The organism is Chitinasiproducens palmae, from assembly GCF_900095735.1.
Taxonomy (GTDB): Bacteria; Pseudomonadota; Gammaproteobacteria; order Burkholderiales; family Burkholderiaceae; genus Chitinasiproducens; species Chitinasiproducens palmae.
The window spans coordinates 129,504-153,725 of record NZ_FNLO01000009.1; the positions used below are offsets into that span (position 1 = coordinate 129,504).

Below are 24,222 nucleotides of genomic sequence, written 5' to 3' on the forward strand. Positions count from 1 at the left end.
GCGGTTTGGAAGATGACCGGGCAGGAGCGCTGGCGTTTGCGAGCCGATCTTGGCAGCGTCTATCCGAAACCGCTGCCGCGTCCGTCCGCGCTTTGCACTTGTTGGGGAGGCGATTCGATGCGTCGCTGGCCATGCGTGAGTCGCGTCGGCTCAAAGCGTGAGCCGCTTTGGCGGCCGGCGTGCCTGCGCGGGCCGCCCGGCTGATTGCCGAGCTCGCCTCGTCGGTCAGCGTCGCGAATCCCGCGACCGCCTTGACTGCCATGCTCAGGCGATGATCCGCCGCGCGGTCGGCGCGCGGTGCCGGCTGGCTCAGCCGGTCCGCTCGGTCGGTCCGCTCCGTCGGAGCACTTCGCCGGTATGTTCCGTCGTTGCAGTGCGTCGTTGCAGTGCGTCGTTGCACTGCGTCGTTGCACTGCGTCGATACACGCGTTCGAGTCCTCCGTTCGGCGCCAGGTCAGCCTGTTCGATCGGCTTGCACGTGGCTTCGCCGGGTCCACTTGCTCACTCGCCTGACGCGAGCGATGCAAAATCCCGCCACTCGCCGTCAACAAGCGCTTCCAGCGGACGAAACCTGGCCTTGTAGGCCATCTTGCGACTCTCCGCGATCCAATAACCGAGATAGACGTAGGGAAGCCGCAGATGTCGCGCCTGCTCGATCTGCCAAAGGATGTTGTATGTGCCGTAACTGCTGTTCGGAACGTCTGGGTCGAAAAAGGTGTAGACCGCGGACAGGCCATCCGACAGTATGTCGAGCATGCTGACCATGCGCAACGTGCCGGCCCCGCGGGGCGGGGCGTCCGAAGGCAGGGCAAGGAGGTCAGGAGACGGCGCGCCATCGCGGAAGGCGATCAGGCGCGAGTTAACGCGGCTCTGCAGCAGGAATTGATCGTACTGCTCGCGACTGTCGCGGTCCATGCCGCCGCCGGCGTGTCGGGTCAGCTGATACCGCAGGTACAGCGCATAGTGTTCGGCATCGAAGTGCAACGGCGTGGCGGTTGCGACCAACGAGCCATGCTGTTTGGCGACCCGTCGCTGCGTGCGCGCGGGTACGAAAGCGTCCACCGGTATTCTGACGGGCACGCAGGCGGTGCATCCGTCGCAATACGGCCGGTAGGTGAACACGCCGGAACGACGGAAGCCCACCCGGACGAGTTCCGCATAGACATCCGCATCGACGAGATGACTGGGCGTAACGACCTGCGAGCGCGCGGTACGCTGGTGCAGATAGCTGCAAGGATAGGGCGCGGTCGCGTAATACTGCAGCGCAGACAGGGGCGATATCGGCAGTTCGTTCGGATGAGTCACGTGCACGATCCCGGAAGGTTTGGCCGCCGCCTATGCGATCTGGCGCAACACCGACTTGTCGAACGGCCAGGGAACGGCAGGTTCATCGATCGCTGCGCGCAGATGCTGGAGGAAGGCATCGCGCGGAATTTCACGCGCGCCCAGGCTGGCGAGGTGCGCGGTGTTCTGCTGGCAGTCTAGCATCTGCACGCCGTGCATGCGCAAGTGGGCCACAAGCGCGGCCAGCGCAATCTTGGACGCGTCGGTGCGCTCGCTGAACATCGATTCGCCAAAGAACATCCGGCCCAGTCCGACGCCGTACAGGCCGCCGACGCGGCGGCCCTCGAACCACGTCTCGACGCTGTGCGCGAAGCCCATATCGTGCAGCGCACCGTAGGCCGCCACGATTTCGTCGGTAATCCAGGTGCCGTCCTGCCCAGGGCGGGCCGCGCCTGCGCAAGCGCGCATCACGGCGATGAAATCGTCGTCGACGCGGACCTCGAACGCGGGGTCGCGCAGCACGGCCTTCAGCGTCTTGCGCAGCGAACGGGCGACCTTGAAGCGGTCGGGTGCCAGTACCATGCGCGGGTCGGGAGACCACCACAGCACCGGCTCCCCAGGAGAATACCAAGGGAAGATGCCGCGACGATAGGCATCGAGCAGCCGCGTCGGCGGCAGTTCGCCACTGGCCGCCAGCAGCCCCGGTGCCGGCGAACCCGGCGGCAAAGCACTGCTGGGAGACGGGAAGGGATCGAGCGGTCCCAGCCAGGGAATCATTGGTCCACGTCGACTGGCGCCGGTGGGAGACCTGGCAGGAGCGGATCGCGCTCATCGAAAATCGGACGCACGACATCGCCCGTATGCATGCCAAAGACGCCGTTACGCCTGTCCTGGAAGTAATGCCGCAGCGTCTGCGAGACGGTCGTGAACGCAATCTCGCCCCACGGGATCTCGTCTTCCTCGAACAACCGGACCTCGAGGCTTTCCTCCCCGGCGCTGAACGCCGGGCTCCGCATCCTTGCCAGATAGAAGAGGTGAACCTGACTGACGTGCGGCACATTCTGCAGTGAGAACAGCTGCACCAGCTCGACCTCCGCGCCCGACTCCTCACGCGTTTCGCGCGCGGCGCATTCGGCCGTCGTCTCGCTCAATTCCATGTAGCCCGCCGGCAGCGTCCAATAGCCGGCGCGCGGCTCGATCGCTCGCTTGCAGAGCAGCACCTTGTCCTCCCAGACCGGCACCGTTCCAACGACGTTGCGCGGGTTCTGGTAGTGGATCGTCCCGCACGACGGACAAACGAAGCGCTCGCGCGTGTCCCCCGCAGGAATGCGGTATTCGAGCGGAAAGTGGCCGCATTGGGAGCAGTAATTCATGGGCTGGCGCGGGATCGACGAGCGGCAAGTTTAACACTGCCGCCAGTGCGGGAACGCCACGTTCGGCGTACGGACAGCCATCGGCCAAAGGGGTTTGCTCCGTTCGGATGTCGCCGTATCGCGCAAGGGTCGTGGGCGGCAAATGTGCGCTGCGATTCGCCGACCAGGCGTCGAAGGGCACCCGATGGTTGGCCCGGCACCGCCAGCCTCGAATCAGACCGCCCGGCATCTTGGCGCGCTGGCGACTTCTCGCCCCAGGCATATCGCGACTTCGAGACTGCGGCTCTCGGGCGTCCCGATGCCACCACTCTTAAGAGTCGCGATTCCTGGCGTGGCGATGCCCTGGCACCTGCGTCTCGCAGTTCCTGACGTTTCCGCATCTTCGCATCCCTGCAGCCCTGCATCGGGGGCTGAGGGCGCGGACGCCTTTGGACCGAGGACGTTTGCTGGCGAAAGGATCGATACTTTGAGGCGTCGGCACCCTGATGCGTGTGCACTCGGAGACGTCGGCACTCGGAGACGTCGGCATCCGGAGACGTCGGCATCCGGAGGCGCCAGCACCCTGAGGCATCAACGCCTCAAGGCATCACCATCTGAATGCACCACCACGACAAGGCGTGACCACGCCAAGACTTCACCACCGGACGATGTGCGGCCCGCGCCGTCTCAGCGGCGACAGGCTCCAGCGGCCACTGGTCCTTACACGCTGGGGTCCTAGGAGCAGAGGGTCTCTACTGCCGAAGGTCTCAGCAACCGAAGGCGTTGCCACTGGAAGGCAGGACCACCAGTAGGCGTCCCGACTCGAAGGCGTCGCGATTCGGCCAGTCTCAAAGGGCGGCAGGCTTTAGCCGTCACTGGTCCTTACACGCTGGGGTCCTAGAAGCAGAAGGTCTCTGCTGCCGAAGGTCTCAGCATCCGAAGGCGTTGCCACTGGAAGGCAGCGCCACCAGTAGGCGTCCCGACTCGAAGGCGTCGCGATGCGGCCAGTTTCAGCGTCGGTAGGCTCTGGAGGCCACTGGTCCTTACATGCTGGGGTCGTAGTACCACAGGGTCTTGGCTGCCGAAGGTCTCAGCATCGGAAGGCATCACTGCTCGGAGGCGGCACCACCTGGAGGTATCCCGACCCTGAGGCGTTGCGATCCGTCCAGTCTCAGCGGCGGCAGGCTCTGGGGGCCGCTGCTCCTCGCACGCCGAGTCTCAGGGTCAGGGTTGTTGCAGCCGACGGTCTCGGCACTCGAAGGTGCCCGCATCCGGACGTCTCGGCGCGCCAACAGCTCATCACGTCAGTGCTTCTTGTGCGGTATGGAGCGGTCGGCTGGCAACCACGCAACGCCTGGACGACGATCGGCCCGGCGTTGCGCGCTGCCTGATAGCGCCGCCTGCAAACGCCGGCCGCCACCCTGGACGCGCTCGCGGCCACGGGTAGCCACGAGTAGCCACGAGTAGCCACGAGTAGCCACCGGTAGATGCACCGGAGAGCAGCGTCCGCTTGCGTACCGGCTCCCGCGCCTGACCGGTTCGCGTTCGAGAACTGCAACCAGAAGCTTCCGAGCAATGCACTGGATTGCGCGAAGTTTGGCCAAGTGGCGACAGAGGCGTCAGTCATTCGCCCTGGCGAAGCACGGCTCCGCAGGACATTCGTCTCCTAGCGTCGTCTCGCCCCTCCGGTTTGCTAAAGTCGCTGCGCGGCCAACCGATCGATTTGGTCGGTCAGGAAACATCGAGTGACTCGAAGGGATCGACGTCCCGCCCGTGCCCTCCATCAGTCTGTGCACCGCCGTGCCCGCCCTTGTTCGCCTCGAACCATGCCGCGTTCGCTTCGTGGAAGAATCTTGCATTGCCATCGGCGGCGAGTGCCTGTTCCGCGGCGTCGTCGTCGGAGCCGACCGCACCCACCGGAAGATTTGCCGAGGCTGTCATCCGCCGGGGTTGCAGTAGCAATGCGACCAGCGACGTCCACCCGGTCTGGTGTGACGCGCCGACGCCTCTGCCGTTGTCGCCGTGGAAGTATTCGTGAAACAGCACCAGGTCGCTCGCTTCGGGATCGCACTCCAGCAGCGGATAGGCAGCCATTACCGGCCGGCGTCCCTCGCGGTTCTTCAGGAAGAGCGACGACAGACGGCCCGCGAGCGAGTCAGCGATTTCGGCCAGCGAGTGAAGCTTGCCTGAGTTGGTCGGATATTCGACGCGAAAATCGTCGCCATAGTAGCGATGAAACTCGTACAGCGATTCGACGAGTAAATAGTTGATCGGCATCCAGATCGGGCCGCGCCAATTCGAGTTGCCGCCGAACAGGCGAGACTCTGATTCCGCCGGCCAGTAGCCGATGCCAAACGGCTGGTTGTCGTGCTCGAGCACGAACGGCGAATGTGCGTGTGAGCGCGAGAGGGAACGCACGCCGTAGTCAGACAGGAATTCCGCCTCGTCGAGTGCGCGACGCAACAGCGCCTTCATTCGGTGACCGCGCAGCAGCGACAACAGCGTCATGCCTTGATTCGGCTCATTCCAGCGCGATACCAATTTGGCCAACGCCGGGCGATGACGCATGAACCAGGCGAGACGCTCGACCAACCGCGGTACCTGCCGAATTACCTTGTCCTCGAGCACATGGACCGCGAACAGCGGAATCAGTCCAACCGCGGTCCGGACCCGCAACGGCACTTTCTTGCCATTCGGCAGGCGCAGGACGTCGTAGAAGAATTCATCCTGCTCGTCCCATAAACCGATGCCGTCGTCATCGGCGCCGGCCATCGCCTCGGCGATATAGAGAAAGTGTTCAAAGAACTTGACCGCGATGTCGACGTAAATCGGGTTCTCGACCGCGAGTTCGAGCGCGATGCGCATCAGGTTGAGCGCATAGCCAGCCATCCAGGCGGTGCCGTCGGACTGGTCGATGCGGCCACCCGTGGGCAACGGGGCGGAGCGGTCGAACAGTTCGATGTTGTCCAGGCCGAGGAAGCCGCCCTGGAACACGTTGCGGCCTTCCGCGTCCTTGCGGTTGACCCACCAGCCGAAGTTCAGCAGGAGCTTGTGGAAGCTGCGTTCGAGGAATACCCGATCCGGCGTGCCCGTGAGCGCCAGATCCATTTCGTAGACGCGCCATACGGCCCAGGCGTGGACCGGTGGGTTGGCGTCGCCGAACGCCCATTCATAGGCCGGCATCTGGCCGTTCGGATGCATGAAACGATCTTGCAGCAGCAGCGCCAACTGCTTTTTTGCGAAGTCCGGGTCGATCAACGCGAATGTGACGGCGTGGAACGCAAGGTCCCACGACGCGTACCACGGATACTCCCACTTGTCCGGCATCGAGATGACATCGGCGTTGGACAGGTGCCCCCAATCCGCATTGCGCCCGTGCTTGCGCGACGCCGGCGGCGGCGGTTGCAGTGGATCGCCCGCCAGCCAGCGCTGGACATCGAAGAAGTAGAATTGTTTGGACCACAGCAGACCTGCGAACGCCTGTCGCTGTACATTGCGCGCGTCCTCGTCGAGGCCTGGTTGCAACGCGGCGTAGAATTCGTCAGCCTCGGCACGGCGTCGGGCGATGACGGCGTCGGGCGCGGCCGATTCAGCATCGCCTGCGCCATTTACCGGACGGAAACGCATCCCGAACGTCCGCGTTTCATGAGGCTGAAATACGAGCCGCCGCAGCGCACCCGCCTTGCTGCCGCTGTCGCGTCGGACGGCGCCTTCCTTGCCGTCGACGATGTAATCGTTGAAGCCGTCCTTGAAGGGCCCCGCGCCCGGATTACCGAACAGGCGGGTGACGTTCGTGTCGTTTTCGCAGAACAGCCATTCGGCTTGGGCGTCGCCCCAGGTGGTGACTTCGAAGTCCTCGACCCGGGGATGACGTGCAAGCAGCCGGTCGCCGTCGTTGCGCAGCAACGGGCGACGCTCGGTGTTCTGCCAGGACCAGTAGTTGCGCGCCCACACCTGCGGCAGTGCCCACAACTCCGCGGACAGCGCGCTTCGGTTGCGTACCGAGACCTGCATCACCACGTCATCCGGCGTGTGCTTCGCGTACTCGATGACTACGTCGAAAAACGCATCGTCATCGAAGACACCGGTGTCCAGCACCTCGTACTCGACCTGCGACGCGTCGCGTCTTGCATTTTCCTCGACGAGATCCTCGTACGGAAACGCGGCGTGCGGATAGCGGTACAGCATGCGCATGTACGCGTGGCTGGGTAGGCCATCGACGTAGAAGTACAGCTCTTTTACATCCTCGCCGTGGTTGCCTTCTGCGTTGGCAAGTCCGAACAGACGCTCCTTGAGGATCGCGTCCTTGCCATTCCAGAGGGCCAGCGACAGACACCAGTTCAACTGCTCGTCGCCGAATCCGCCAATCCCATCCTCGCCCCACCGATAGGCACGGGAGCGCGCGTGCTCGTGTGGGAAGCTATCCCAAGCGGTGCCGCCTTCGCTGTAGTCCTCGCGTACGGTTCCCCACTGCCGATCGCTTACATACGGACCGAACCGCCGCCATTTCGGACACTCGGGCGAAAAGAGGCGTTTGCCTTCCGCCGTGTCGCACAGGCTGCTCGCTTTTTCCGACATGTTCTTTCCGCTCCGTAAGTTTCAAATGCGACCGCTGCCGCCTATCTCAAACGTCCGATGTTGCGCCACGCGCCGCGTGGTCGGCGCTGTCCACCTCTGCCAACCACTGTTCGATACGCAGCAGTTCACCTAGCGACCAGGCCTGGAAAGGCGCGCCGCGCGGGGTATGCGGCCAGTTACCATCGGCGATCTCGCTGACGTGGCCCAGGCCCGCGTGGCTCAGGTGTGTCTGCAGCGGTGCCAGGAACTGCTCGCGGGCTCGTGCGCGGGTCGCCGCCTTGTTGCCGTGCACACGCAGCCAACCGTCGACGAAGGCGCCAAGCAGCCACGGCCACACCGTTCCCTGGTGATAGGCGCGGTCCCGGTTCAACGGAGAGCCGCCATATCGGCCAACGTAGGCGGGATGGTCGGGCGCCAACGTACGTAGACCCATCGGCGTCAGCAGCGTGCGTTCCACCTGCTCGATGACACGGTGCGCCGCATCCCCGTCGATCACTGCAAATGGCAGTCCACCGACGGCAAACACTTGATTGGGCCGGATCGCTCCATCGACTCGACCAGGGACATGGTCGCAGTCCACGACATCTGCGAGGACGGCGTCCGTTCCTCGCGTGTCGGAGGAGAGGAAGCGCGCCCGAAACGCTGCTTGCACGCGGTCCGCGAGGGGCGCGAAGCGGGGCGCAAAGCTGCCGGCAATCCTGAGCGCGTTGTACCAGAGCGCCTGAATCTCGACGGGTTTGCCGATGCGTGGCGTGACCACTTCGTCACCTATCTTCGCGTCCATCCAGGTCAATTGCACGCCGGTCTCACCTGCAGCGAGCAGACCATCGATGTCTTCGCGGATCCCGAAGCGCGTGCCGGCGCGATATCCGTCGATGATCGCCTCGATCGCTTTCTCGATCGGTGCCCGCGCAGCGGCGTCGGGGCGGGCCGCCGCTGCGTAGTCGTGGTAGGCAATCACATACCAAAGCGAAGCGTCGACGGAGTTGTATTCCGGCGGGCCGTCATTGTCTGGGAAGCGGTTGGGTAGCATGCCTTGACTCACCGTCTGCGCCCAAGCCGTGAGTGTTGCATAGGCAAACCGAAGCCGGCCTGTTGCGATCAGGAGCCCCCGCATCGCGATAAACGTGTCCCTTCCCCAGTCACCGAACCAAGGATAGCCGGCGATCAAGGTGTGGCCCCTGCCACGCTCGACGAGATACTGATCGGCCGCACGCGTTATTGGCGACGTGAATTCGGCTCGCCTACGGTGCTCGGTTGCCAACGCGGCGCCTGCATATGGTTCAACGGCGACCTGTCGGCTGTCGCCAGCACGAAAAATGAGGATTGCCGGTTCGGCGCCCAACCGGAACTCAAACACGCCCGGCGAAGCGAGATCTTCCGAGGCGTCGAGACCACGTTCGGCTTCAGCCGCGTACCAGAACCGGCGAAACCAATCGGGTGCATGACGGTAGGCGCCATTACTCAATGCGGAAATGGCCGGCCGATCCGGGTAAGGCTTCCAGGACACGCGCGAGCCGTCACCGTCGGGGGTGAAGTCGAACGCAGGGTTCTCGTGATGCAGCGCGTGGAACGCTCTGACAGACAGCAGCGGCCTTACATGAAGGCGCCAACCGTCGCATCGCTTGGGCTCCGCGGCGCGCCATCGCAGCACGGTGTCGCCCGACGCGCGTATCACCGCGACCTCGAAAAGCAACTCGCCGAGTGCTTCGCAGTTGAAGCGCCAGGTGGGCCAGGGGGCCGGTGAGAAGCCTTGGACCCGGCCCGCGCCATCCGGATCACACAGAGCGCCTTCGTAGCACTGCGTCGTCAGCGCCAGACGGCGGTCGCCATGCTGCAACCAAGCTTCGATGCCGTTGACGAGTACCAGCCGTTCACTGGGTGGCCGGACGGCCGACAGCAGCAGTGCGTGATACCGCCGCGTGCGGATCAGTCCGACGGTGCCGGACGCGAAACCGCCGAGGTCGTCGGTTTCGAGCCATTCCGACGCCGCGCAGCTTCCGTCCGCAATTTTGAGCGCGTACGATCGCTGATCGCCACTGGGGTCGAAGGGCAGGTCGAGTGTGGGCTCGGGAACAGACATGGCAGACGGCTTTGCAGCACTGTTTCTGGAATGCCTATGTTATCCGAGTGCAAGGTGAGGTAAGACTCGGCGGATTGACCAGCTTGCCCAATTTGACCGCGGGCCGATACCGCTTTGCCGGGAGGAGGGAAGCGCGCTCGTCGCCTCGATTGGGAGCGAGACAGATGCAGCCCAGTACCGTTCTGATGACGGCGGCGCACTGCACCAGAAAACGAAAAAGCCCGCTCGTGCGGGCTTGTCGTCGGACATGCGCAAGGCAATGTCACGGGTTTGAACGGACTGTATGGTTGCGGGGGCAGGATTTGAACCTGCGACCTTCGGGTTATGAGCCCGACGAGCTGCCAGACTGCTCCACCCCGCGTCCGTCAACCAAGACCGAGAGTATATCTCGGTCCACGGGCTCGCGCAAGTTTGCGCGTTCCGGTAGAAGCCTGGCCCTGGCTTGCGCGTGCGCTTCGGTCGGGGCGCGCGCTGGGAGTAGGTCTTTTTGCTGACTGGTCAAGATGCACCGCGCGCGTATTATCGAACCTTCCAGCGATCGAACCTTCCAGCGTTACCCGCGGTCTATCGCTTCACGCCGTCGTAAACGCTGTTGCAAGTCGGTGCGGCAGTTGGTCAGTGGCATTTGACGACCATCGTACGCGTCGTAATGTTGGCTTGAAATAATCCGTTTACCGAGCCGCCAGCGCCGCCTTCGCTGCCGTCCTTGGAAACGATGTCGTATCCGCTTGGTCCACATGCCTCGCCTGCACGCCGAAAGCATTCGGCCCAGCTGGCGCCCGCGTCGCTGCCGCTGCAGTTCAGCGCGAAGCCCTGCTGTCCATCGGGTAAGTGGATCATTGTCGTCGCGCTTTTGGTTGCACAGCCTGTGGCAACGGCGGCGGACAAGAGTAGGAAGGACAGGCAGAGTTTGCGCATGGTTCGGTTTCCGGGTCACTGCGACTGAGGCGGCGCAGATTTTATCGCCAAAACGTCCAGCAAGGGATGGCGCGTTGTTGGCGACTGCAGCACTGCTGTAATGGGAGAATTATGAAGAATCCGTTGATGACGCCGGAAGAGGGCGCATTCATGACAAGTTGGGCGCAGCGGCTTGCCGACCGCATGCGCGAATTGCTGCCGGTTCACGTATTGGCGCAAGCCAAGGTCCTGTCCGGGATGGCCGGAATCGAGTTGCGTGCCAAGCGCATTGCGACCCTCGCGCGTTTCGAGCATCCGCTTCGGGTGTTCGTGGCGCTGCGTCCCAATGAAATCAAGGCCTTCCTCAGCGAGCCGCTGCAGAACACCGAACGCCTGCGCCAGGCGCTTGGCGAACGTATTCGGCGTTGTACCAGCATGGCCGTGTTCGACGCGGTCGATTTTGGAGGCGGCTCGCAGCGTGCACGCGATGCCGTCATCGTTCGACTCGACGAGTTGGGCGTAGAGGGTTGCTGACTGTAAAACGAATGCCTGCTGTAGCCGAGTAAGCGATCCCGGAGCGGGAAAATCGGTAGCGAAAGGTCGAAGAAAGGGCACAGAAAGGGCAGAAGAAAATCGCCAAAGATCGGGCATTCAGCCCTCAGTGCTTACCAGTGGGCCGAGTGCACACGAGTCGATGCAGGCGACGGCCCAGGGCGCGCATAGCCATTGGATTGCACCGTCTGCGCGGTGTACTACCCTGGCACTGCGCGCAGTGTAAGCCGGCAACGAGGTGAACCGGTTCGATTGCAGCGGCGGCGCGCGCTCCGTCAATGGGCCGTACTGCGCCTACACTGCGGCGGGACGGCGGCGGCCCCGATACAAATGTGAATTTACCGAAGGAGGAAGCGTGCTGGAAAAGGAAGAGATCGCGGCTCCCATTCTTTTCGACGCGCCGGGCAACGGCCTTGGTTTCGTGACATTGAATCGCGCCCGAGCGCTCAACGCATTGAGTCGCGAGATGCTGGTGTCGCTACACGCGCAGCTGCAACAGTGGGAAAGCGATTCGTCGATCAAAGCAGTATTCGTCCATTCGAGCAGTCCCCGGTCGTTTTGCGCAGGCGGCGACATCAAATCGTTGTATTACAGCGGGATCAAAGGCAACACCGCCGAAATTCTCGATTTCTTTACCGACGAGTATCGGTGCAATTACGCGATCAGTGCCTTTTCCAAGCCCTACATTTCACTGGCGCAAGGCATAGTGATGGGCGGTGGCATGGGCATCTCGCAGCCCGGCGTCTTCACCGGTGGTCTGCGACTGGTCACGCCTTCCACTCGAATGGCGATGCCGGAGACGCGCATCGGGTTGATCCCGGACGTTGGCGTTTCCTACATGCTGGCGCGTGCTCCCGGTCGACTCGGCGACTACATGGCAGTCACCGGCGAGTCCATCACCTGGCAGCAAGCGTTGAGCGCTGGGTTGGCTGACAAGGCGATTGCCGATGCGGCGGCCGAAACGCTGCCTGCTCGCCTGCGCGGCGCGCAGTTCGACAGCGCCGCCGACGTAATCGCGTTCATCGGCGAAGTCGCTCTCGATGCGCCGTCGTCCGACGCCGCCGCGCAAGAAGCTGGGGAGGCTTCGGTGCAACATGCGACGCCGCTGATCGAACAGCATTTCGCTGGCGCGACCGTTGCGGACATCGTTGCTTCGCTCGCCGCCGATCCCAGCGACTGGGCTCAACTCACGCTAACCACGTTACGGTCGCGCTCGCCGCTCTCGATGGCGTTGTCACTGGCGCATGTTCGCCGGGCCGCACGTCAGACCTTCGCTGCCTGCCTCCAAGACGACCTCACACTGGTCGCCCGTATTCTCGAGCGCGGCGATTTGATTGAAGGCATACGGGCGCTGCTCATCGACAAGGACGGCCGTCCGCAATGGCGGCCTGCCGACGTCGATGGCTTAGCGCAGGTAAATATTGACCGCTACTTCGAATCGCCGTGGGATGCTCATCCCTTGCATGATCTCGCGTGAATACGAGCGGCTCTGCAAGTGGCTCCACGAATGCTGCAGTCAGGGTGGAGCTTGGGTAGCATGCGGCGGCGCGAGCCGCATGCAGCCAACGTTGCCGAGGTGCGCAAGGCTACGGGGCGGTCAAGTCTATTGTGCAGTATTGGCCGGTTCCGTCGGTAGCGGCGGCCGTCCGTCTTGACGAGGATCGACGGCTGCGTCGCGGTCTGCATCGGGCGTCGAAATGTCGCTACCAGGCGCGAGCGGCTCGGTTTCGGGCGCACCGCCCGGAATCGGTCGGCCCGGGGGCGTCGTGCCGTCGAGCGGTTCTTGCGTTAGATCGTTGGTCATAACTTTCTCCAGTGGGCTGCGCGACTATGCCCGCGACGAGAGTCGAGGCCGGGGGCGGCGCACCGACTGGTCAAATCGGCCAGGCCGATGCCAGATCCGCGACGGACGTCGATTCGTTCACGCCCCACAGCGGCGTGCGAGCAATTCACGCTCCCGACGCCTGGTCGGAGCCCGGATCCCGGGACTTTGCCCCCCGGATCGCGGACCCGTTACGCGTCCTCGGGGAACTGACCGGTCTCGAAAAAGCGTCGGATCAATTGCTCCATCGGCACGACGTCGATATGGCGCGATGCAAGCCAAGCGTCGTCGAAGTACGTCGCTCGGTATCGCTCGCCTGAGTCACAAAGCAGCGAAACCACCGAGCCGGACTCGCCGCGCTTTGCCATGTCGCGGATCACGCGCGCGCACGCCCAAACATTCGTACCGGTCGATCCGCCGCACGGGCGACCGATCCACGCTGATAGCACACGGGCGGCGGCAATGCTTTGCGCGTCGCCAATTGCTTCGCACCGATCGATCAGCGAAGGTTCGAACGACGGCTCGACGCGCGAGCGGCCGATGCCTTCCACGGCGCTCGCGCAGCGTCCCACATCGACGATGCCGCGGTCGAGCACATGCCGATGAAACACCGATGCCTCGGGGTCGGCCAGGCAAAGACGAGTCAAATGACCGCGATAGCGCACGAAGCGGCCGATCGTCGCCGACGTGCCGCCGGTGCCTGCACCGCATACGATCCACGTCGGTTCCGGATGAGGTTCGAGCGCCATCTGCCGGAAGATCGACTCCGCAATAGAGTTGTTGCCGCGCCAGTCCGTCGCCCGCTCGGCGAATGTGAACTGATCCATGTAGTGACCACCATGCGTCTCTGCCAACGCCCGGCTTGCCGCTGGCGCTTCGCTAGCATCATCGACCAGATGGCAGTGCCCGCCGTGGAACCGAATCGCAGCCAGCTTTTCGGGCGACGTTGTCGCGGGTACTACCGCGATGAAGCGAAGGCCGAGAAGGCGAGCGAGATAGGCCTCCGAAACAGCGGTCGACCCCGACGACGACTCGATGATTGTCGTCTCTGGCCCGATCCACCCATTGCACAGCGCATACAGAAAGAGCGACCGGGCCAGCCGGTGTTTCAGACTGCCGGTCGGATGCGTGGATTCGTCCTTGAGGTAGAGCGTGATGCGCGGCGCGGACGCGATCGGCACCGGCAGGAGGTGGGTGTCGGCGGACCGGTTGAAGTCAGCTTCGATACGGCGCACCGCGTCCCGCACCCATTCACGGTTTGCGGCAGGAAGAGCGGACATGGTCTTTTTCTCGTGGCGCGAGGCGTTATCCGCGCGGGCCTCCAATGACACAGGAAGCACTGAAATAATGCAAGCGCTTTGCCGGGCAGCGTTGTCGCATGGGCTGACGCGACGAGGGCGGCACGTCCATCGCATGCAAGCGGGAGAAGCGACTGCGGGTTGCCTTGATGCCGTATCAGGCAGCTTGTCGAGGCAGGCGGAATGAGGTGCTTGAGGCCCCGCGCGCCCGAGGCGATTCCTCTTGAACGAGCGCGCAATCCATGTGTGCCGATAATGCGCAATCACAGGCCCATGCGGCGCCTGCTGCCGTAGAGGTCGAGACCGTCACAGCACTCGAGATGCAGCGACTGGTGCTCGCCGGCGATAAGGACGCGGCGAGAGATGCTGCAGCGGTGCTATGAGTCGGAAGGTGGGAAGTCGCAGACGTCAACGAGATGACGATGCGGCTTTTCACGCAAGCGCATGCGCCACCTCGGCACGGACCGGTCGCCGCACACCGTGCTTCCGGCTATGGCGTCGCTATCGATTGAAGGCACGGTACAGGCCGAACGAGATGAGAAGGGAACCGGCTGCGCCATTGACCTTTTTCTGAATCCGCAGGTAGGCGTCCCGTAGACGCTGCTTGCCGAACACGAGCGTGATGCCCAGGTGCCAACCGAGCGACATGACGGCAATCGTCGCAACGGTCAAGATATGAAACCAGAGCGGCGCGGCCGCAGGCATCAGCGCAGCAAACGCGCTGGTCCAAAATGCCGCGCCCTTCGGGTTGGTGACCCCAGTCAGCAGACCGACCCTGAAACCGCCCCGCAGGCGCTCGAACGTGGCCGATTGAGGCTTGCGGCTGTCTCCGTGTCGTGGCCTTGTGAAGGCGGACTTTAACAGGCGGCCGCCGTACCAGATTAGATAAACCGCACCGAAGATGCGGACGACGTCTGCCAGATGGGGATGCCGTGCAAGGACGGTTGCCAGTCCCGCCATGGATATCGTCACCCAGAACACGGAGCCGGTCGAAAGTCCAACGACGACACGGCGCGCTTGCGCTGCTTTCCCCTCCAGTGCCATTTGGCTGAGGATGAAGAAGTTTGGACCCGGACTCGCCAAGACCGCCAGATACGTCAGCGCAATGAGAGAAAGAGTGGAGATATAACCCATGGCAGAGGTCTTCCGCGGACAAGGTCCGAATCTAGGCGACACTATGCGACCAGTCAAGGCCGAATCAGCGTTCACGTGTCCCGTCGTGCGGCGACATTCTCGTATCGATCTGGTCCACGACATGCTGCGAGTCATCGTCTCCCGGCACGTTTCGCGTATTACCTTGGGAACCCTTAACATCACACGCTCGGCATGCGGAAGATTGATCGGATCACGCTTCCACGAACGATCATTCTATCAGCGCGGGCTATCGCGCTCGGTCGAGAGAGCGGGCATGATGGACGTTGATAAGCGGCAAATCAGCGGACCAGGGCCAACAAAGGGTCAACATAGCGGCGCTGAACATTGCATTCCTCGCCGGAAGGGGCGCGCATCACTTGGACACGTTCATCAGTTACAACGGTGCTTCGACAGAGAGGCGAGCCAATGCCATACGGGGGCGGCGAAGCGGGCAACCGACGGCGGATGTAGGGCGCCGAACAGTGTCCCGTAGAGAAGGAGGGGACGCAGACGTACCTTGTCTTCGGATGCTCAAATCGTGGCGATCCAGACCTGAACCCGTCGCTCGATCCCACCGTGCACGCCGCCTTACGCCCATCGCAATCGTTACGGTGCCTTCCACGTGCGGCCGAAGGCAGCGGCGGCGCGCTGAGATTTCCTATTACCGAAGCGGCGTATGACCGGTTGCTCCAGACAACGCCAAGAGACATCGGCAAGCGGAATCGCAACTACGCATGCCACGAGCGCGATCTTGGCGCGAGGGAACGAGTTGACGTAGAGCAGCGCCGCGATGGGGAAATGATACAGATAAAGGCCATAGGAAATTCGGCCGAAATACTGGGCAAGTCGGTTCGCCAATACCAGGCGCGAAATCCCCGACTGCTTGAAAGTCGTGCAGAAAATCAACGCAACTGTAGCAATTGAGGTTGCGACTTCATTGAACATCGTGAACTGCGGCACCGGAAATAGAATGAGTAGGATCAGTGCTGAGATTGATGCTGAAAGCAAAGCGGCATTGCATATCCGGTTATTGAACGCGCGCTTGACCACTTTCTGACTAGTCAGCAATGGCAGAAGTGATCCGACAAGCAAGCCATCGAAATGTGCGAATTGGTTGCCGTGGGCCTTCAGTCCGACTGCCAGTATAAACGTTATCAGTAAAATCCAGCCGATGCCGCGACCTCGGAGCCTGAGCTTATGAAGTCCAAATAGGACGGCGGGCCATAACAAGTAGAACTGCCATTCAACGGAGAGCGTCCAGAGATGGTTCATCAGGCCTACCTGTTCTTGACCCGACGCCGACAAAAAATTCGATACGAACAAAAGGCTCAGCAGCTTGAGCGGCGATTCCAGGGACGCACTGCTCGGAAAACAGTATGCAATAGCCTCGAAAAGGACACATGCAACGAAGAATGCCGGCAGCAGGCGCGCGCACCGTTTCAAGTAGAAGCCGGAGAGATCGATTGTTCCGCACGTCGAAAGCTGTTGATAAAGATGAGAGGAAATCAGGAATCCACTTAAAACGAAGAATATATCGACCCCGAGATGACCGCTTTTAGGAACGTCGAGGGTATGATAGAGAAACACGGCTAGTACTGCATAGCCTCTTAGGCCGTCGAGCGCAGATATACGATTTTTTTTGATATCTGTCATGATGTAAAATGGCCGTATTAATAAGTGGCCGAATTCTAAACGGAGCGCCTGCCCGGCCCGCCTGCAATTATGTTGCAGAGCGTAAGGATCAACACTCAGGTGCTACCCGAGTCGCCAGGAGTTATTGCAAGGCCCACTGACCTTGCATGCTCCCGACTCCGCACCAGCTCGTTATTTTTCAAATGTTGTTCGACTGTACGGAAACCACTGCTGATGGCAGGGTCGCCATCCCGTTGCCGGCCATCCATCTCCCGCCTTGGTAAGCGGCAAGTGCATTTGCAGGGTCAGGCCCCTTGAATGCGGTTGCGAGCAAGGCATGGAAATCGTCGGCTTACTGCAGAAACAGAGTCCGGTCGTTCCAATGGGGGCAAGCAGCGGGGCTTTTCAGGATCGGGCGCGTGCCAGCCCGGCAGGTGGGCGAGTCGCACCCTAATGTTCGAGGCGGGCGGCACTCTGATGTTCGAGGCTGTCGTGAACGCTGCCGCAAGAGGCTGCCAGGTCGACGTGACAAAGCCAGCGGACACAGGTTTGAACGACCGCCTGCCGTGAGCGTTGGGAACGGAGGAGGTGGGAGGCGCCCCCGACCTCGATGCTGAAACGGATCACGCGACGCAGACACTTCGCATGCGCGCTGCGATCGCCCAAAAGGCCAGGGCGGACGCCAAGCCCTGCTCGGATTTGTAAACTTCTCGGCGCCCGTTGTAAACATACGCCACAAAGCAAAACAGCCGCTGTATAAGCGGCTGTTTTGAAAGAAATTCTTGGGGTGGCCGATGGGACTCGAACCCACGACGACTGGAATCACAATCCGGCCATCCAATAGTGTTTTCGATCGTGGAATCAATCACATAAGAAATCAACTTCGGAACGGACAAGAATTTTCGCCCATTGATATATAACGAGTTTTTCAGCCCCGTTCCGAAATTTTCATTCCGTCGCCGCGGCGCTTTTAACCCTTCGGCGGTCGTAGTGTCTGTGGGTCGTCGCGGGGTTTGCATGGGCCGCGAAGTCGTAGGCATCGGCGGCGCGCTCCGCGATCTTGCGAGTAATGGCAGCCGGCCGGATATCGCTGAGCGCGAAGTAGAGCGGATGCTCGGCTAGCGATGGGGCCGGCGAGGGCGCTGCAGCGAATCCGCGCCGCTGGTCTGCTTCTCGCGCCTTCTGCGCGGCGAGCCGAAGGCCAACCTCGGGGTCGCCCCCAGCGATCCACGCATACATGGCGTCGGACCACACCGCGCCCCAGCCGCTCTTCGAGTATGGTTGACCGCGGCGGTTGGCGAACAGGAAGAGACTGCTGACCTTGCGGCCCTGTTTTGCGCGGGCGACAACGGTGCGCAGCCGCGGCGACCAGGTTCGCAGCTTTGAGACTTCCTCTTCCCCCTTTTTCCGCTTCGCGCTTACGACCTGCACGCCCATGCCGCTCACGCCGGCCATGTGAAACGGTCGGACCTCGGCAGCGCGAAAACCGGTCAGGTAGCAGAACATGGCGGCGCATCCCATGGTTCGGAACGGTTGATCCTGCCGTAGCGCCCACAGGTAGAACTTGACCACTTGGCTGCGATCAATTGTTCGGACCTTCTTGTCGGCCTTGTTCAGCCGCATTCCAACAAAAGGATTCGCCTCGATGATGCCCCAGCGCTCCGCGTAGGAACAGATCGTCGACATCATCGCCAACTCCTTGTTCGCAAGCACGGGGGCGCCCGACTTGGCACGCGCGTCAAGGTATTGGTACCCGTGGATCTTGCGAAGAGCAGCGGGGGCCATTCGCCCGAAAAACTTCGTCAGGTTTCGATACGTCCCTGCGCGCACGCCGCGGCCGTTGGCTGACTGATCTGCGAAATGGGTAGGCGCGACTTCGCTAGCGAACCGATCGATCAATTCACCAACTGACCCGGCGACGACCTGACCCGCCTGAATATCGATCGCTTTGCGCTTCGCTGAAAGCTCCGCCGCAGCAATCGCGGCGCGATCCCCGACTGGCGCCGTCGACAGAGTTTCGCGTCTGCCGTCCGCGTATTTGTACCAAAAGGTGACTCTCCGCACGCCCTTGCGAACATACAGGCGGTCGACGCCTGTCGAGTGATCCTTCGCTACCGATTTAGACGAAGGCCTGGAGGTTGGGCGCGTCATTGTGCTTTGCTTTTTGCTTGGTTTCGGTAACGCCCAGCTTCCGATCTCGGTAAGCGCGAGCCACCTTCGGAAGTCCGCTACGGTCTAAGACGAATGCCCAGTGATTCTTCGTGAGCCAGGCAGCCATGGCGGCACGCTGGTTCGGCTTGCAGCCGACCAGCTCAGACAGTTCAGCTGAGCTGAGGTAGTCGTTCATCATTCGACCCTCCATTCCCTTCTCGTTATCTCGATAACCCACGCGGCGGCGGGCGTCAGTGCTCTTGTTGCTGGGCGGAATCGCCTGAACAACAGATTGATTTCGGCCATCCGACCAGGAATGAAACTACTTTTTTTGCTTTTTTTACAACACATCCCTTCCAAGAGATTAAAATATGTGATAGGAGCGGCAGTGCATACGCCGATAGAAATGAAACACATCATTAGACGGAATAGTCTTCAGCAAACAATCCATCGCGTCTCAATTGGCCTAACGACCCAGGCCCCGTATACCGGCCGTTGGTCCGTTACGCTGGCCGTGCAGTCCTCGCTACGTGCAGCGCCTGCACACATGGCGTACATCGAACTCGGTCAAACATTCGCGACAAGGCAAGAAGCGGATGTCGCCGCAGATCAGTGGAGACCGCCTCCCGGCTATGAGGACACAATCAATTGGGGAGGGCTGCCTTTCAAACCTCTGCCATAGCGTGAGCCGTGGGCGGTCAAAGGCTCACGCGCCGGTCGAAGAGACCGGCTTGAACGACACCACCCACACCCAGGGATTGGCGTCCCATCCGTGGTCGCGAGCGGCGTTGAGGCTGTTCCACAGGCGTCCGAAGGCGGCGACGGGCGTGTGGCCATGCAGCGCCGAGCCTTCTTTAACGTCGCCAGTCCACCACGCGCCCGGCTCGCCGCTTTGCCCCGGCACTTCGGCAATGCCTTCCGCCCGTGCGTCGTCCTCCGTGATCGTCTGCAACCGCTCGACGCGCACCTCCGCGACTTCGAGCAGGATGCGCGAGGCCCATCGCGGCATGTGGATGCTGGGCCGCCAGCGGCCAGGGTCGCAGCGGTCAAACCCCTCGCGGAAGTAGACGATCTGCTTGCCGTCAGGGGACACGACTGTTGACAGGCCGCCCCACGGTCCCCAGCGCTCGCCGTCGACACGGCGCTGCCCATAAGTCGCGAAGATCGCATGCGTCTCCCGCACCCACAGCCGGTCGCCAGGCTGACCGAATGGTGACTTCGCCTGCCATTCGCCGCCCGAGCTGGTGCTGTAAGCATAGAAGCCGTCGGTCTCGTCTTGATTTTCGGCCCGCCCCGACACGTATTGAATGCGGTGGTCATGCCGCGACCACGAGCGGTCGAACGGTTGCTTCGCGATGACCCGCCGCGTCTGCGTCTTGCGGCCGTCGAGGATGGCGCGCACCATAGCGCCAGAAAATAATATCGGGAGTTCACGCATGGCTCGACTCAAAAATCTGGGGCTGTTATTGATAGGCGTCATCATCGGCTGGAGCGCGGCCATGTTTTATCTGTACCCCCCGCGCGATAGCAGCAGCGCGGGTAGCTGGGTTCAAGCGATCGGGTCAATCGTCGCGATCTGCGTTGCGATCTTTCTCAGCGTGGAGGATAAACGTCAGGCGGCGGCCGTTCGCCGCCGAGAGTTGGCGGAGCAACGTAGGGCGGACAACGAAGCGAAGGACAGAGCGCTGACGCAGTTGTACATGCTCGCGGAGCGGGCGTTTCAGTGTGTCAATAATTTCCGTGAGTCGCTGAGAGCCGCACAAGGCGAACCACCATTCGTTGACGTCGAAAATATTTGGGATATTCACCAGAAACTGCTTTGCGTGCCGACCTATGCCCTGAGCAGCGTGAACAGCGCACGCGCATTCGTACTTTCCGACCTTCTCGCCAGTTTTCGCGGGAACCTTGAGGCGATAAATGCGACGGCCGGCGGCAGAGACTTGTGGCATCCGCGAAACCCCAGGTGGTTCAAACTCGCAAGACGGCTGAGCAGCATTAAGCGTCAAATTGAGATTGATATTCGTGAACGCGGATTGCAATTGCCTGCCTGGACTGCGGCCGAATAATGGACCGGCACAGCCTGATTCATGTCCTAGTCGTTTATTCCAATGCGTCAGCGCATCGGTAGTGATGTCGTTGCTCACGATGGTTCCACGCAGAGATAGATGGCGATGAACAGCAGCCACACGGGCAACGCCAGGCAGACGAGCAGGCCGATGATCCGGCTCATGATTGGCCACTCCCTCGAATCTGCGATGCCACCCATTGCCGCATGTGCTGCCAGCGCTCCTCCTCGAGTCGAGGGCGCGCGACGCGCATTGATTGGGTTCGTGGCTCGAATCGCCGCAACGGGCCATACACTTCGACCTCCGTCCAATCCCACGCATAAAGCCCTTCGTCGTTCTCGTAGACGATCTCGGCGGCGAGGGCAGGCGCGATGTTGAATGCTTCTGCAACGGCTTCCCTGTCATCGGGATCGAGGTGCGACATGTCGATGCCGCGCGCCGCGCCAAGCGCACCGATCGTGCAAAAGTCGCCATCGGCTGTTTGGAGCTCGTCTGCGATAAGGCGCTTGTCGGTCATGGCGTCGAGCGCTGCGAGAAGTTCGCGCAGGAACACTTGCCCTCGTTCGCCGCGGATTGCCGACGCGACAGCACCGCGCCAACGGATCAACGCCCAGCCGTCGCAGTCGTCGCTGTAACCGGAGCGGCTCATGATTGCTCGCCTCCTGTCTGGCTGGCCTGTATTCGCGCAATCTTCTCCATGACGCTGGCAGCGTTTTCGCCGCATTCGTACCGATCGCCGGTTATGGTTTTCAACGTCGATCGATGGCCGTGCCATGCACTCGACGGCCCGGTCGGCTGAACCGACATAATGGCGTTGACGTTGACGAAAAAATCCTTGCCATCGGGGCTAAACGTTTTCAGCAGGCTCATGGCTTCACCTTCTGGCCGCCGTCGCTCTCTGCATTGCGTGCGGCGAGAGCGGCGCGGAACCCTTCGGTAAACCAGCTTCCCGGCGCATCAAGCCAATCGGCATCGGAGCCGAAGTGCTTAACGAAAGCGTCTCGAATAACGGGTGATACTAGAGTGTCATTTCCCGCCGAAATTGCACTCTGGTGCAACGGTGCGGGGGCGGCTGCGGCCAGGATGGCGCGAGCGAAGCGCATCATGTCGTCAAGCGACTGCCATCCGCCCGTGCCGTGCTCACGCGCGATCTCCTGAATGCGTTCGCCCGACAGCGCCCCTGCCGCCTGCTCGACGGGCTGCGGCGCTGCTGTTACCGATCCGGCAACCGGACTCAGCACCTCGGCCAGGTCTCGGATCGCCCCTGCTGGCCCTGCAACGGCACGTAATAGATCCATGAGCGATGACCAGTGGAAATGCCATGTGTCATCCTCGCCCTCATATGAGCCGTGCTCGTTGGCGATCACGGTGAGGTCTTCGTCGGTCGGGACTGCCTCCTGCCCCTGGGCAGCGGGCGCATCGGGCGCGGCGGCGAACCCAATCGCCGAAACCTCGTGGACGCTGTAGCTGTCGGGCCTACTCGACAATCCAGCCGGGTGCCCGTCGATCCACGCGACTCTGGCAGGGGTCCATCGCTTGATCGATTCGTTGTCGCTTTCGTCGGGCCATTCCGGCTCCGTGTCGTCATAACTACGGCACCGCTCAGCGAATGCTTCGGCATCCGCCCTGTTGCTGAACGCACGCACGACCTCGTTGCAGTCGTAATGGTGATCGGCGGTAACGACGCAAGCCGTACCCTTCGGCACCGCTGCCTGCTGCGCCAGGGCGGCGCGGGTCGCACGGACTCTTTCGAGTGCTTGCTGCCGCGCAGAAAGCGACTCAAAGTGCGCTTTCTCTCGCTCACCATAGAAATGGATGGAGTCGCCATCACCAATTTCGCCGAGCACCGGGATGCCGCGGTAGCCGTTGGCTTCGTCGTAGTCGTTGCTCATGCTCGGCGCTCCTTCGGCAGATAGCTTTTCCACGCCCCGCGTGCGAGGTCGGAGGCGTGCGATGCTGAGTCGCCACTCCACGGCCGCGCTTGCGCAGTCAGTGAGCGTCGCGAGGCAATGCGCCGGCCTGCGCGCTCGGCGGCACGCTGTTGCAAGAGCGGATCGGAGTTGAACGATGCGGCGCCGCGCTCGGCGGTCGCTTGATCGGGGAAGGCCACGACCTCGAACGAACCGTCGATCGAGATTCCCCACAGCGTTGCCGCCGGCGACGTAACAGCAGCGGCGAGCAGCTCGGCATAGCGGTCGAGAAACGCGCGATAGGCGTCTGCCGGCGAGACAGGCGTGATGCGCTCGGACCGTGGCTGCACGCCGTCGAGGATCTGCCAGTGCATGCTGGATGGCGGCATGAGGTCGCGTCGCTCGGTTGCCAGCGCCACCAGGTCGGCATGCTTGACCACCGCGTCGAGCTCGAGGGGCAGGTCAAACGCGGCGCGCACGGCCTCGGCCACGGTGTCTTCGAGCGCGCGGTAGCCCGGCAGGATCGCTTTCAGCGGCTGGGCCATATCGCCGACGTAAGCCTCATGAGCATCGTGCAGTAGCCCCTGCATGGCGAACTCCGGCGGCACGATTTCGCTGACGAGGACAGAGTGCTGCGCGACCGAGTAGAAGGCTCGGGTGTGCCCAGTGAACCGGCACAGGTTCGACAGCGCATGCGCGATGGTGTCGAGGTCGATCGACGCGGCCCAGGGCGCGAAGAAATTGAACGGCGTGCCGCCGGCGGTAAGAATGGTGCTCATCACGCGGCCCTCTCAGTTGCAGGGGCACGCACACGCACGCGGACGTCGTCGTACTCGCTGCGCACCGTGCACACAACCACGATGAAGCAGAACGCGGCCAACGCAATCGCGAGATAGCGCAGGGCGGAAAGCAGAGTGCGGATCATGCGGCACCTCGCAGAGAAAGGCGGAAGAGAAGGGCGCTACGCGGAGCGCTGCGGCGAACGCGCGAGACCAGCTGCGGGGCCGGTGCCGCGACAACGTCGACGGCTTGCCGTTCGCGGGCGAGCAGGGCGGTAGCGGCGGCGCTGATGCGCGCGCGGAAGTCTTCGGTGTCGTGGCGGATCATCTATCGTCTCGGTTGCTCAATCGAGGCCTGTCTCGTGCGGAGCTGTTCGCACCAGGTCGGCCATGCGTTCGAACGCTTGAGCGAGCCGCTCGCGGCGCTTCACCGACTTCGGGAGCCAGAAGGTCACGGCGCTGCGGTCATCGTCCTGGGGCGGGTGGTGCAGTTTTTCGCTGCTGTGCAAGATGACCTGCACAGCAGAATAGGTAACGCCGGTGTTGCTCTGCTTCTCGATTCGCAGCACTTCGTCGGTCAGCTCCTGGCTGTACACGTTGATGCGCATTCCGTTTCTCCAGATGCCCGCGATCGCGAGCGCGTTGTCAGGCGACGGCCGCAAGCCCTCGCGAAAAGCGCGAGTA

23 protein-coding genes and 1 tRNA gene are annotated in these 24,222 nt (G+C 62.3%); 3 read left to right on the plus strand and 21 right to left on the minus strand.

Annotation, left to right across the window (positions count from 1 at the left end):
* Window positions 1–501: 501 nt before the first annotated feature.
* The 7 genes from BLU54_RS15235 to BLU54_RS15265 form a co-directional block, all read right to left on the minus strand.
* Window positions 502–1,305 carry an arginyltransferase gene (locus tag BLU54_RS15235; protein WP_091910551.1) on the minus strand — a complete coding sequence of 268 codons (804 nt, stop codon included), beginning with the start codon at window positions 1,303–1,305 and terminating at the stop codon, window positions 502–504.
* A gap of 30 nt (window positions 1,306–1,335) precedes the next feature.
* Window positions 1,336–2,061 carry a leucyl/phenylalanyl-tRNA--protein transferase gene (gene aat / locus BLU54_RS15240; RefSeq protein WP_091910224.1) on the minus strand — a complete coding sequence of 242 codons (726 nt, stop codon included), beginning with the start codon at window positions 2,059–2,061 and terminating at the stop codon, window positions 1,336–1,338.
* Window positions 2,058–2,657, minus strand: a complete 600-nt coding sequence (locus BLU54_RS15245; protein WP_091910226.1) for an NUDIX hydrolase — start codon at window positions 2,655–2,657, stop codon at window positions 2,058–2,060. Before BLU54_RS15245 ends, aat begins: the two co-directional genes overlap by 4 nt.
* 1,710 nt (window positions 2,658–4,367) lie before the next feature.
* The gene (locus BLU54_RS15250) at window positions 4,368–7,214 is read right to left on the minus strand and encodes an MGH1-like glycoside hydrolase domain-containing protein (protein WP_139169703.1); all 2,847 of its coding nucleotides are present in this window, start codon (window positions 7,212–7,214) and stop codon (window positions 4,368–4,370) included.
* Between the two features lie 46 nt (window positions 7,215–7,260).
* Entirely contained in the window at window positions 7,261–9,297 is a 2,037-nt protein-coding gene (locus tag BLU54_RS15255; protein WP_091910229.1) for an amylo-alpha-1,6-glucosidase, read from the minus strand.
* Between the two features lie 284 nt (window positions 9,298–9,581).
* Window positions 9,582–9,658: transfer RNA gene (locus tag BLU54_RS15260), tRNA-Met, on the minus strand.
* Window positions 9,659–9,912: 254 nt separating this feature from the next.
* The gene (locus BLU54_RS15265) at window positions 9,913–10,215 is read right to left on the minus strand and encodes a hypothetical protein (RefSeq protein WP_091910231.1); all 303 of its coding nucleotides are present in this window, start codon (window positions 10,213–10,215) and stop codon (window positions 9,913–9,915) included.
* A gap of 111 nt (window positions 10,216–10,326) precedes the next feature.
* On the opposite strand from BLU54_RS15265, the gene BLU54_RS15270 reads away from it, so the two are divergent.
* Together BLU54_RS15270 and BLU54_RS15275 are read left to right on the plus strand one after the other, a co-directional pair.
* A complete protein-coding gene (locus tag BLU54_RS15270) occupies window positions 10,327–10,728 on the plus strand; it encodes a hypothetical protein (RefSeq protein WP_091910233.1) in 402 nt (133 codons plus the stop codon).
* 373 nt (window positions 10,729–11,101) lie between these two features.
* Complete coding sequence (locus BLU54_RS15275; protein WP_091910236.1) at window positions 11,102–12,223, plus strand: 3-hydroxyisobutyryl-CoA hydrolase; 1,122 nt, start codon at window positions 11,102–11,104, stop codon at window positions 12,221–12,223.
* Between the two features lie 126 nt (window positions 12,224–12,349).
* Here the strand turns inward: BLU54_RS15275 and BLU54_RS15280 are convergent, their stop codons facing one another.
* The 7 genes from BLU54_RS15280 to BLU54_RS15310 form a co-directional block, all read right to left on the minus strand.
* Entirely contained in the window at window positions 12,350–12,550 is a 201-nt protein-coding gene (locus BLU54_RS15280; RefSeq protein ID WP_091910239.1) for a hypothetical protein, read from the minus strand.
* Between the two features lie 209 nt (window positions 12,551–12,759).
* Window positions 12,760–13,848 (minus strand): PLP-dependent cysteine synthase family protein, encoded by a 1,089-nt coding sequence (locus BLU54_RS15285; protein ID WP_091910553.1) that lies wholly within the window; start codon window positions 13,846–13,848, stop codon window positions 12,760–12,762.
* Window positions 13,849–14,367: 519 nt separating this feature from the next.
* Window positions 14,368–15,000: a LysE family translocator gene (locus BLU54_RS15290; protein ID WP_091910243.1), complete on the minus strand. Its 633-nt coding sequence runs from the start codon at window positions 14,998–15,000 to the stop codon at window positions 14,368–14,370.
* Window positions 15,001–15,606: 606 nt separating this feature from the next.
* On the minus strand, window positions 15,607–16,653 hold the full coding sequence (locus BLU54_RS15295) for an acyltransferase family protein (protein WP_091910247.1): 1,047 nt from the start codon (window positions 16,651–16,653) through the stop codon (window positions 15,607–15,609).
* Window positions 16,654–17,580: 927 nt separating this feature from the next.
* Complete coding sequence (locus BLU54_RS15300; RefSeq protein WP_139169704.1) at window positions 17,581–18,783, minus strand: site-specific integrase; 1,203 nt, start codon at window positions 18,781–18,783, stop codon at window positions 17,581–17,583.
* Window positions 18,752–18,979: a DUF4224 domain-containing protein gene (locus BLU54_RS15305; protein WP_170845164.1), complete on the minus strand. Its 228-nt coding sequence runs from the start codon at window positions 18,977–18,979 to the stop codon at window positions 18,752–18,754. The genes BLU54_RS15300 and BLU54_RS15305 overlap by 32 nt, the downstream gene beginning before the upstream one ends.
* Window positions 18,980–19,489: 510 nt before the next feature.
* Window positions 19,490–20,221 carry an ASCH domain-containing protein gene (locus BLU54_RS15310; protein ID WP_091910256.1) on the minus strand — a complete coding sequence of 244 codons (732 nt, stop codon included), beginning with the start codon at window positions 20,219–20,221 and terminating at the stop codon, window positions 19,490–19,492.
* Between the two features lie 61 nt (window positions 20,222–20,282).
* Between BLU54_RS15310 and BLU54_RS15315 the strand changes: the two genes are divergently transcribed.
* Window positions 20,283–20,849: a hypothetical protein gene (locus BLU54_RS15315; protein ID WP_139169705.1), complete on the plus strand. Its 567-nt coding sequence runs from the start codon at window positions 20,283–20,285 to the stop codon at window positions 20,847–20,849.
* A gap of 160 nt (window positions 20,850–21,009) precedes the next feature.
* Here the strand turns inward: BLU54_RS15315 and BLU54_RS15320 are convergent, their stop codons facing one another.
* From BLU54_RS15320 to BLU54_RS15345, 7 genes are all read right to left on the minus strand, one after another.
* Window positions 21,010–21,402 carry a hypothetical protein gene (locus tag BLU54_RS15320; protein WP_211435359.1) on the minus strand — a complete coding sequence of 131 codons (393 nt, stop codon included), beginning with the start codon at window positions 21,400–21,402 and terminating at the stop codon, window positions 21,010–21,012.
* A gap of 92 nt (window positions 21,403–21,494) precedes the next feature.
* Entirely contained in the window at window positions 21,495–21,719 is a 225-nt protein-coding gene (locus BLU54_RS15325) for a hypothetical protein (RefSeq protein WP_091910266.1), read from the minus strand.
* The gene (locus BLU54_RS15330; RefSeq protein WP_091910268.1) at window positions 21,716–22,741 is read right to left on the minus strand and encodes a hypothetical protein; all 1,026 of its coding nucleotides are present in this window, start codon (window positions 22,739–22,741) and stop codon (window positions 21,716–21,718) included. Before BLU54_RS15330 ends, BLU54_RS15325 begins: the two co-directional genes overlap by 4 nt.
* Window positions 22,738–23,538: a hypothetical protein gene (locus BLU54_RS24015; RefSeq protein WP_211435360.1), complete on the minus strand. Its 801-nt coding sequence runs from the start codon at window positions 23,536–23,538 to the stop codon at window positions 22,738–22,740. The genes BLU54_RS15330 and BLU54_RS24015 overlap by 4 nt, the downstream gene beginning before the upstream one ends.
* Entirely contained in the window at window positions 23,538–23,684 is a 147-nt protein-coding gene (locus BLU54_RS23810; protein ID WP_170845165.1) for a hypothetical protein, read from the minus strand. The genes BLU54_RS24015 and BLU54_RS23810 overlap by 1 nt, the downstream gene beginning before the upstream one ends.
* Window positions 23,681–23,866 (minus strand): hypothetical protein, encoded by a 186-nt coding sequence (locus tag BLU54_RS15340; protein WP_091910272.1) that lies wholly within the window; start codon window positions 23,864–23,866, stop codon window positions 23,681–23,683. Before BLU54_RS15340 ends, BLU54_RS23810 begins: the two co-directional genes overlap by 4 nt.
* Window positions 23,867–23,882: 16 nt before the next feature.
* Window positions 23,883–24,146 carry a hypothetical protein gene (locus BLU54_RS15345; protein ID WP_091910276.1) on the minus strand — a complete coding sequence of 88 codons (264 nt, stop codon included), beginning with the start codon at window positions 24,144–24,146 and terminating at the stop codon, window positions 23,883–23,885.
* Window positions 24,147–24,222 lie beyond the last annotated feature (76 nt).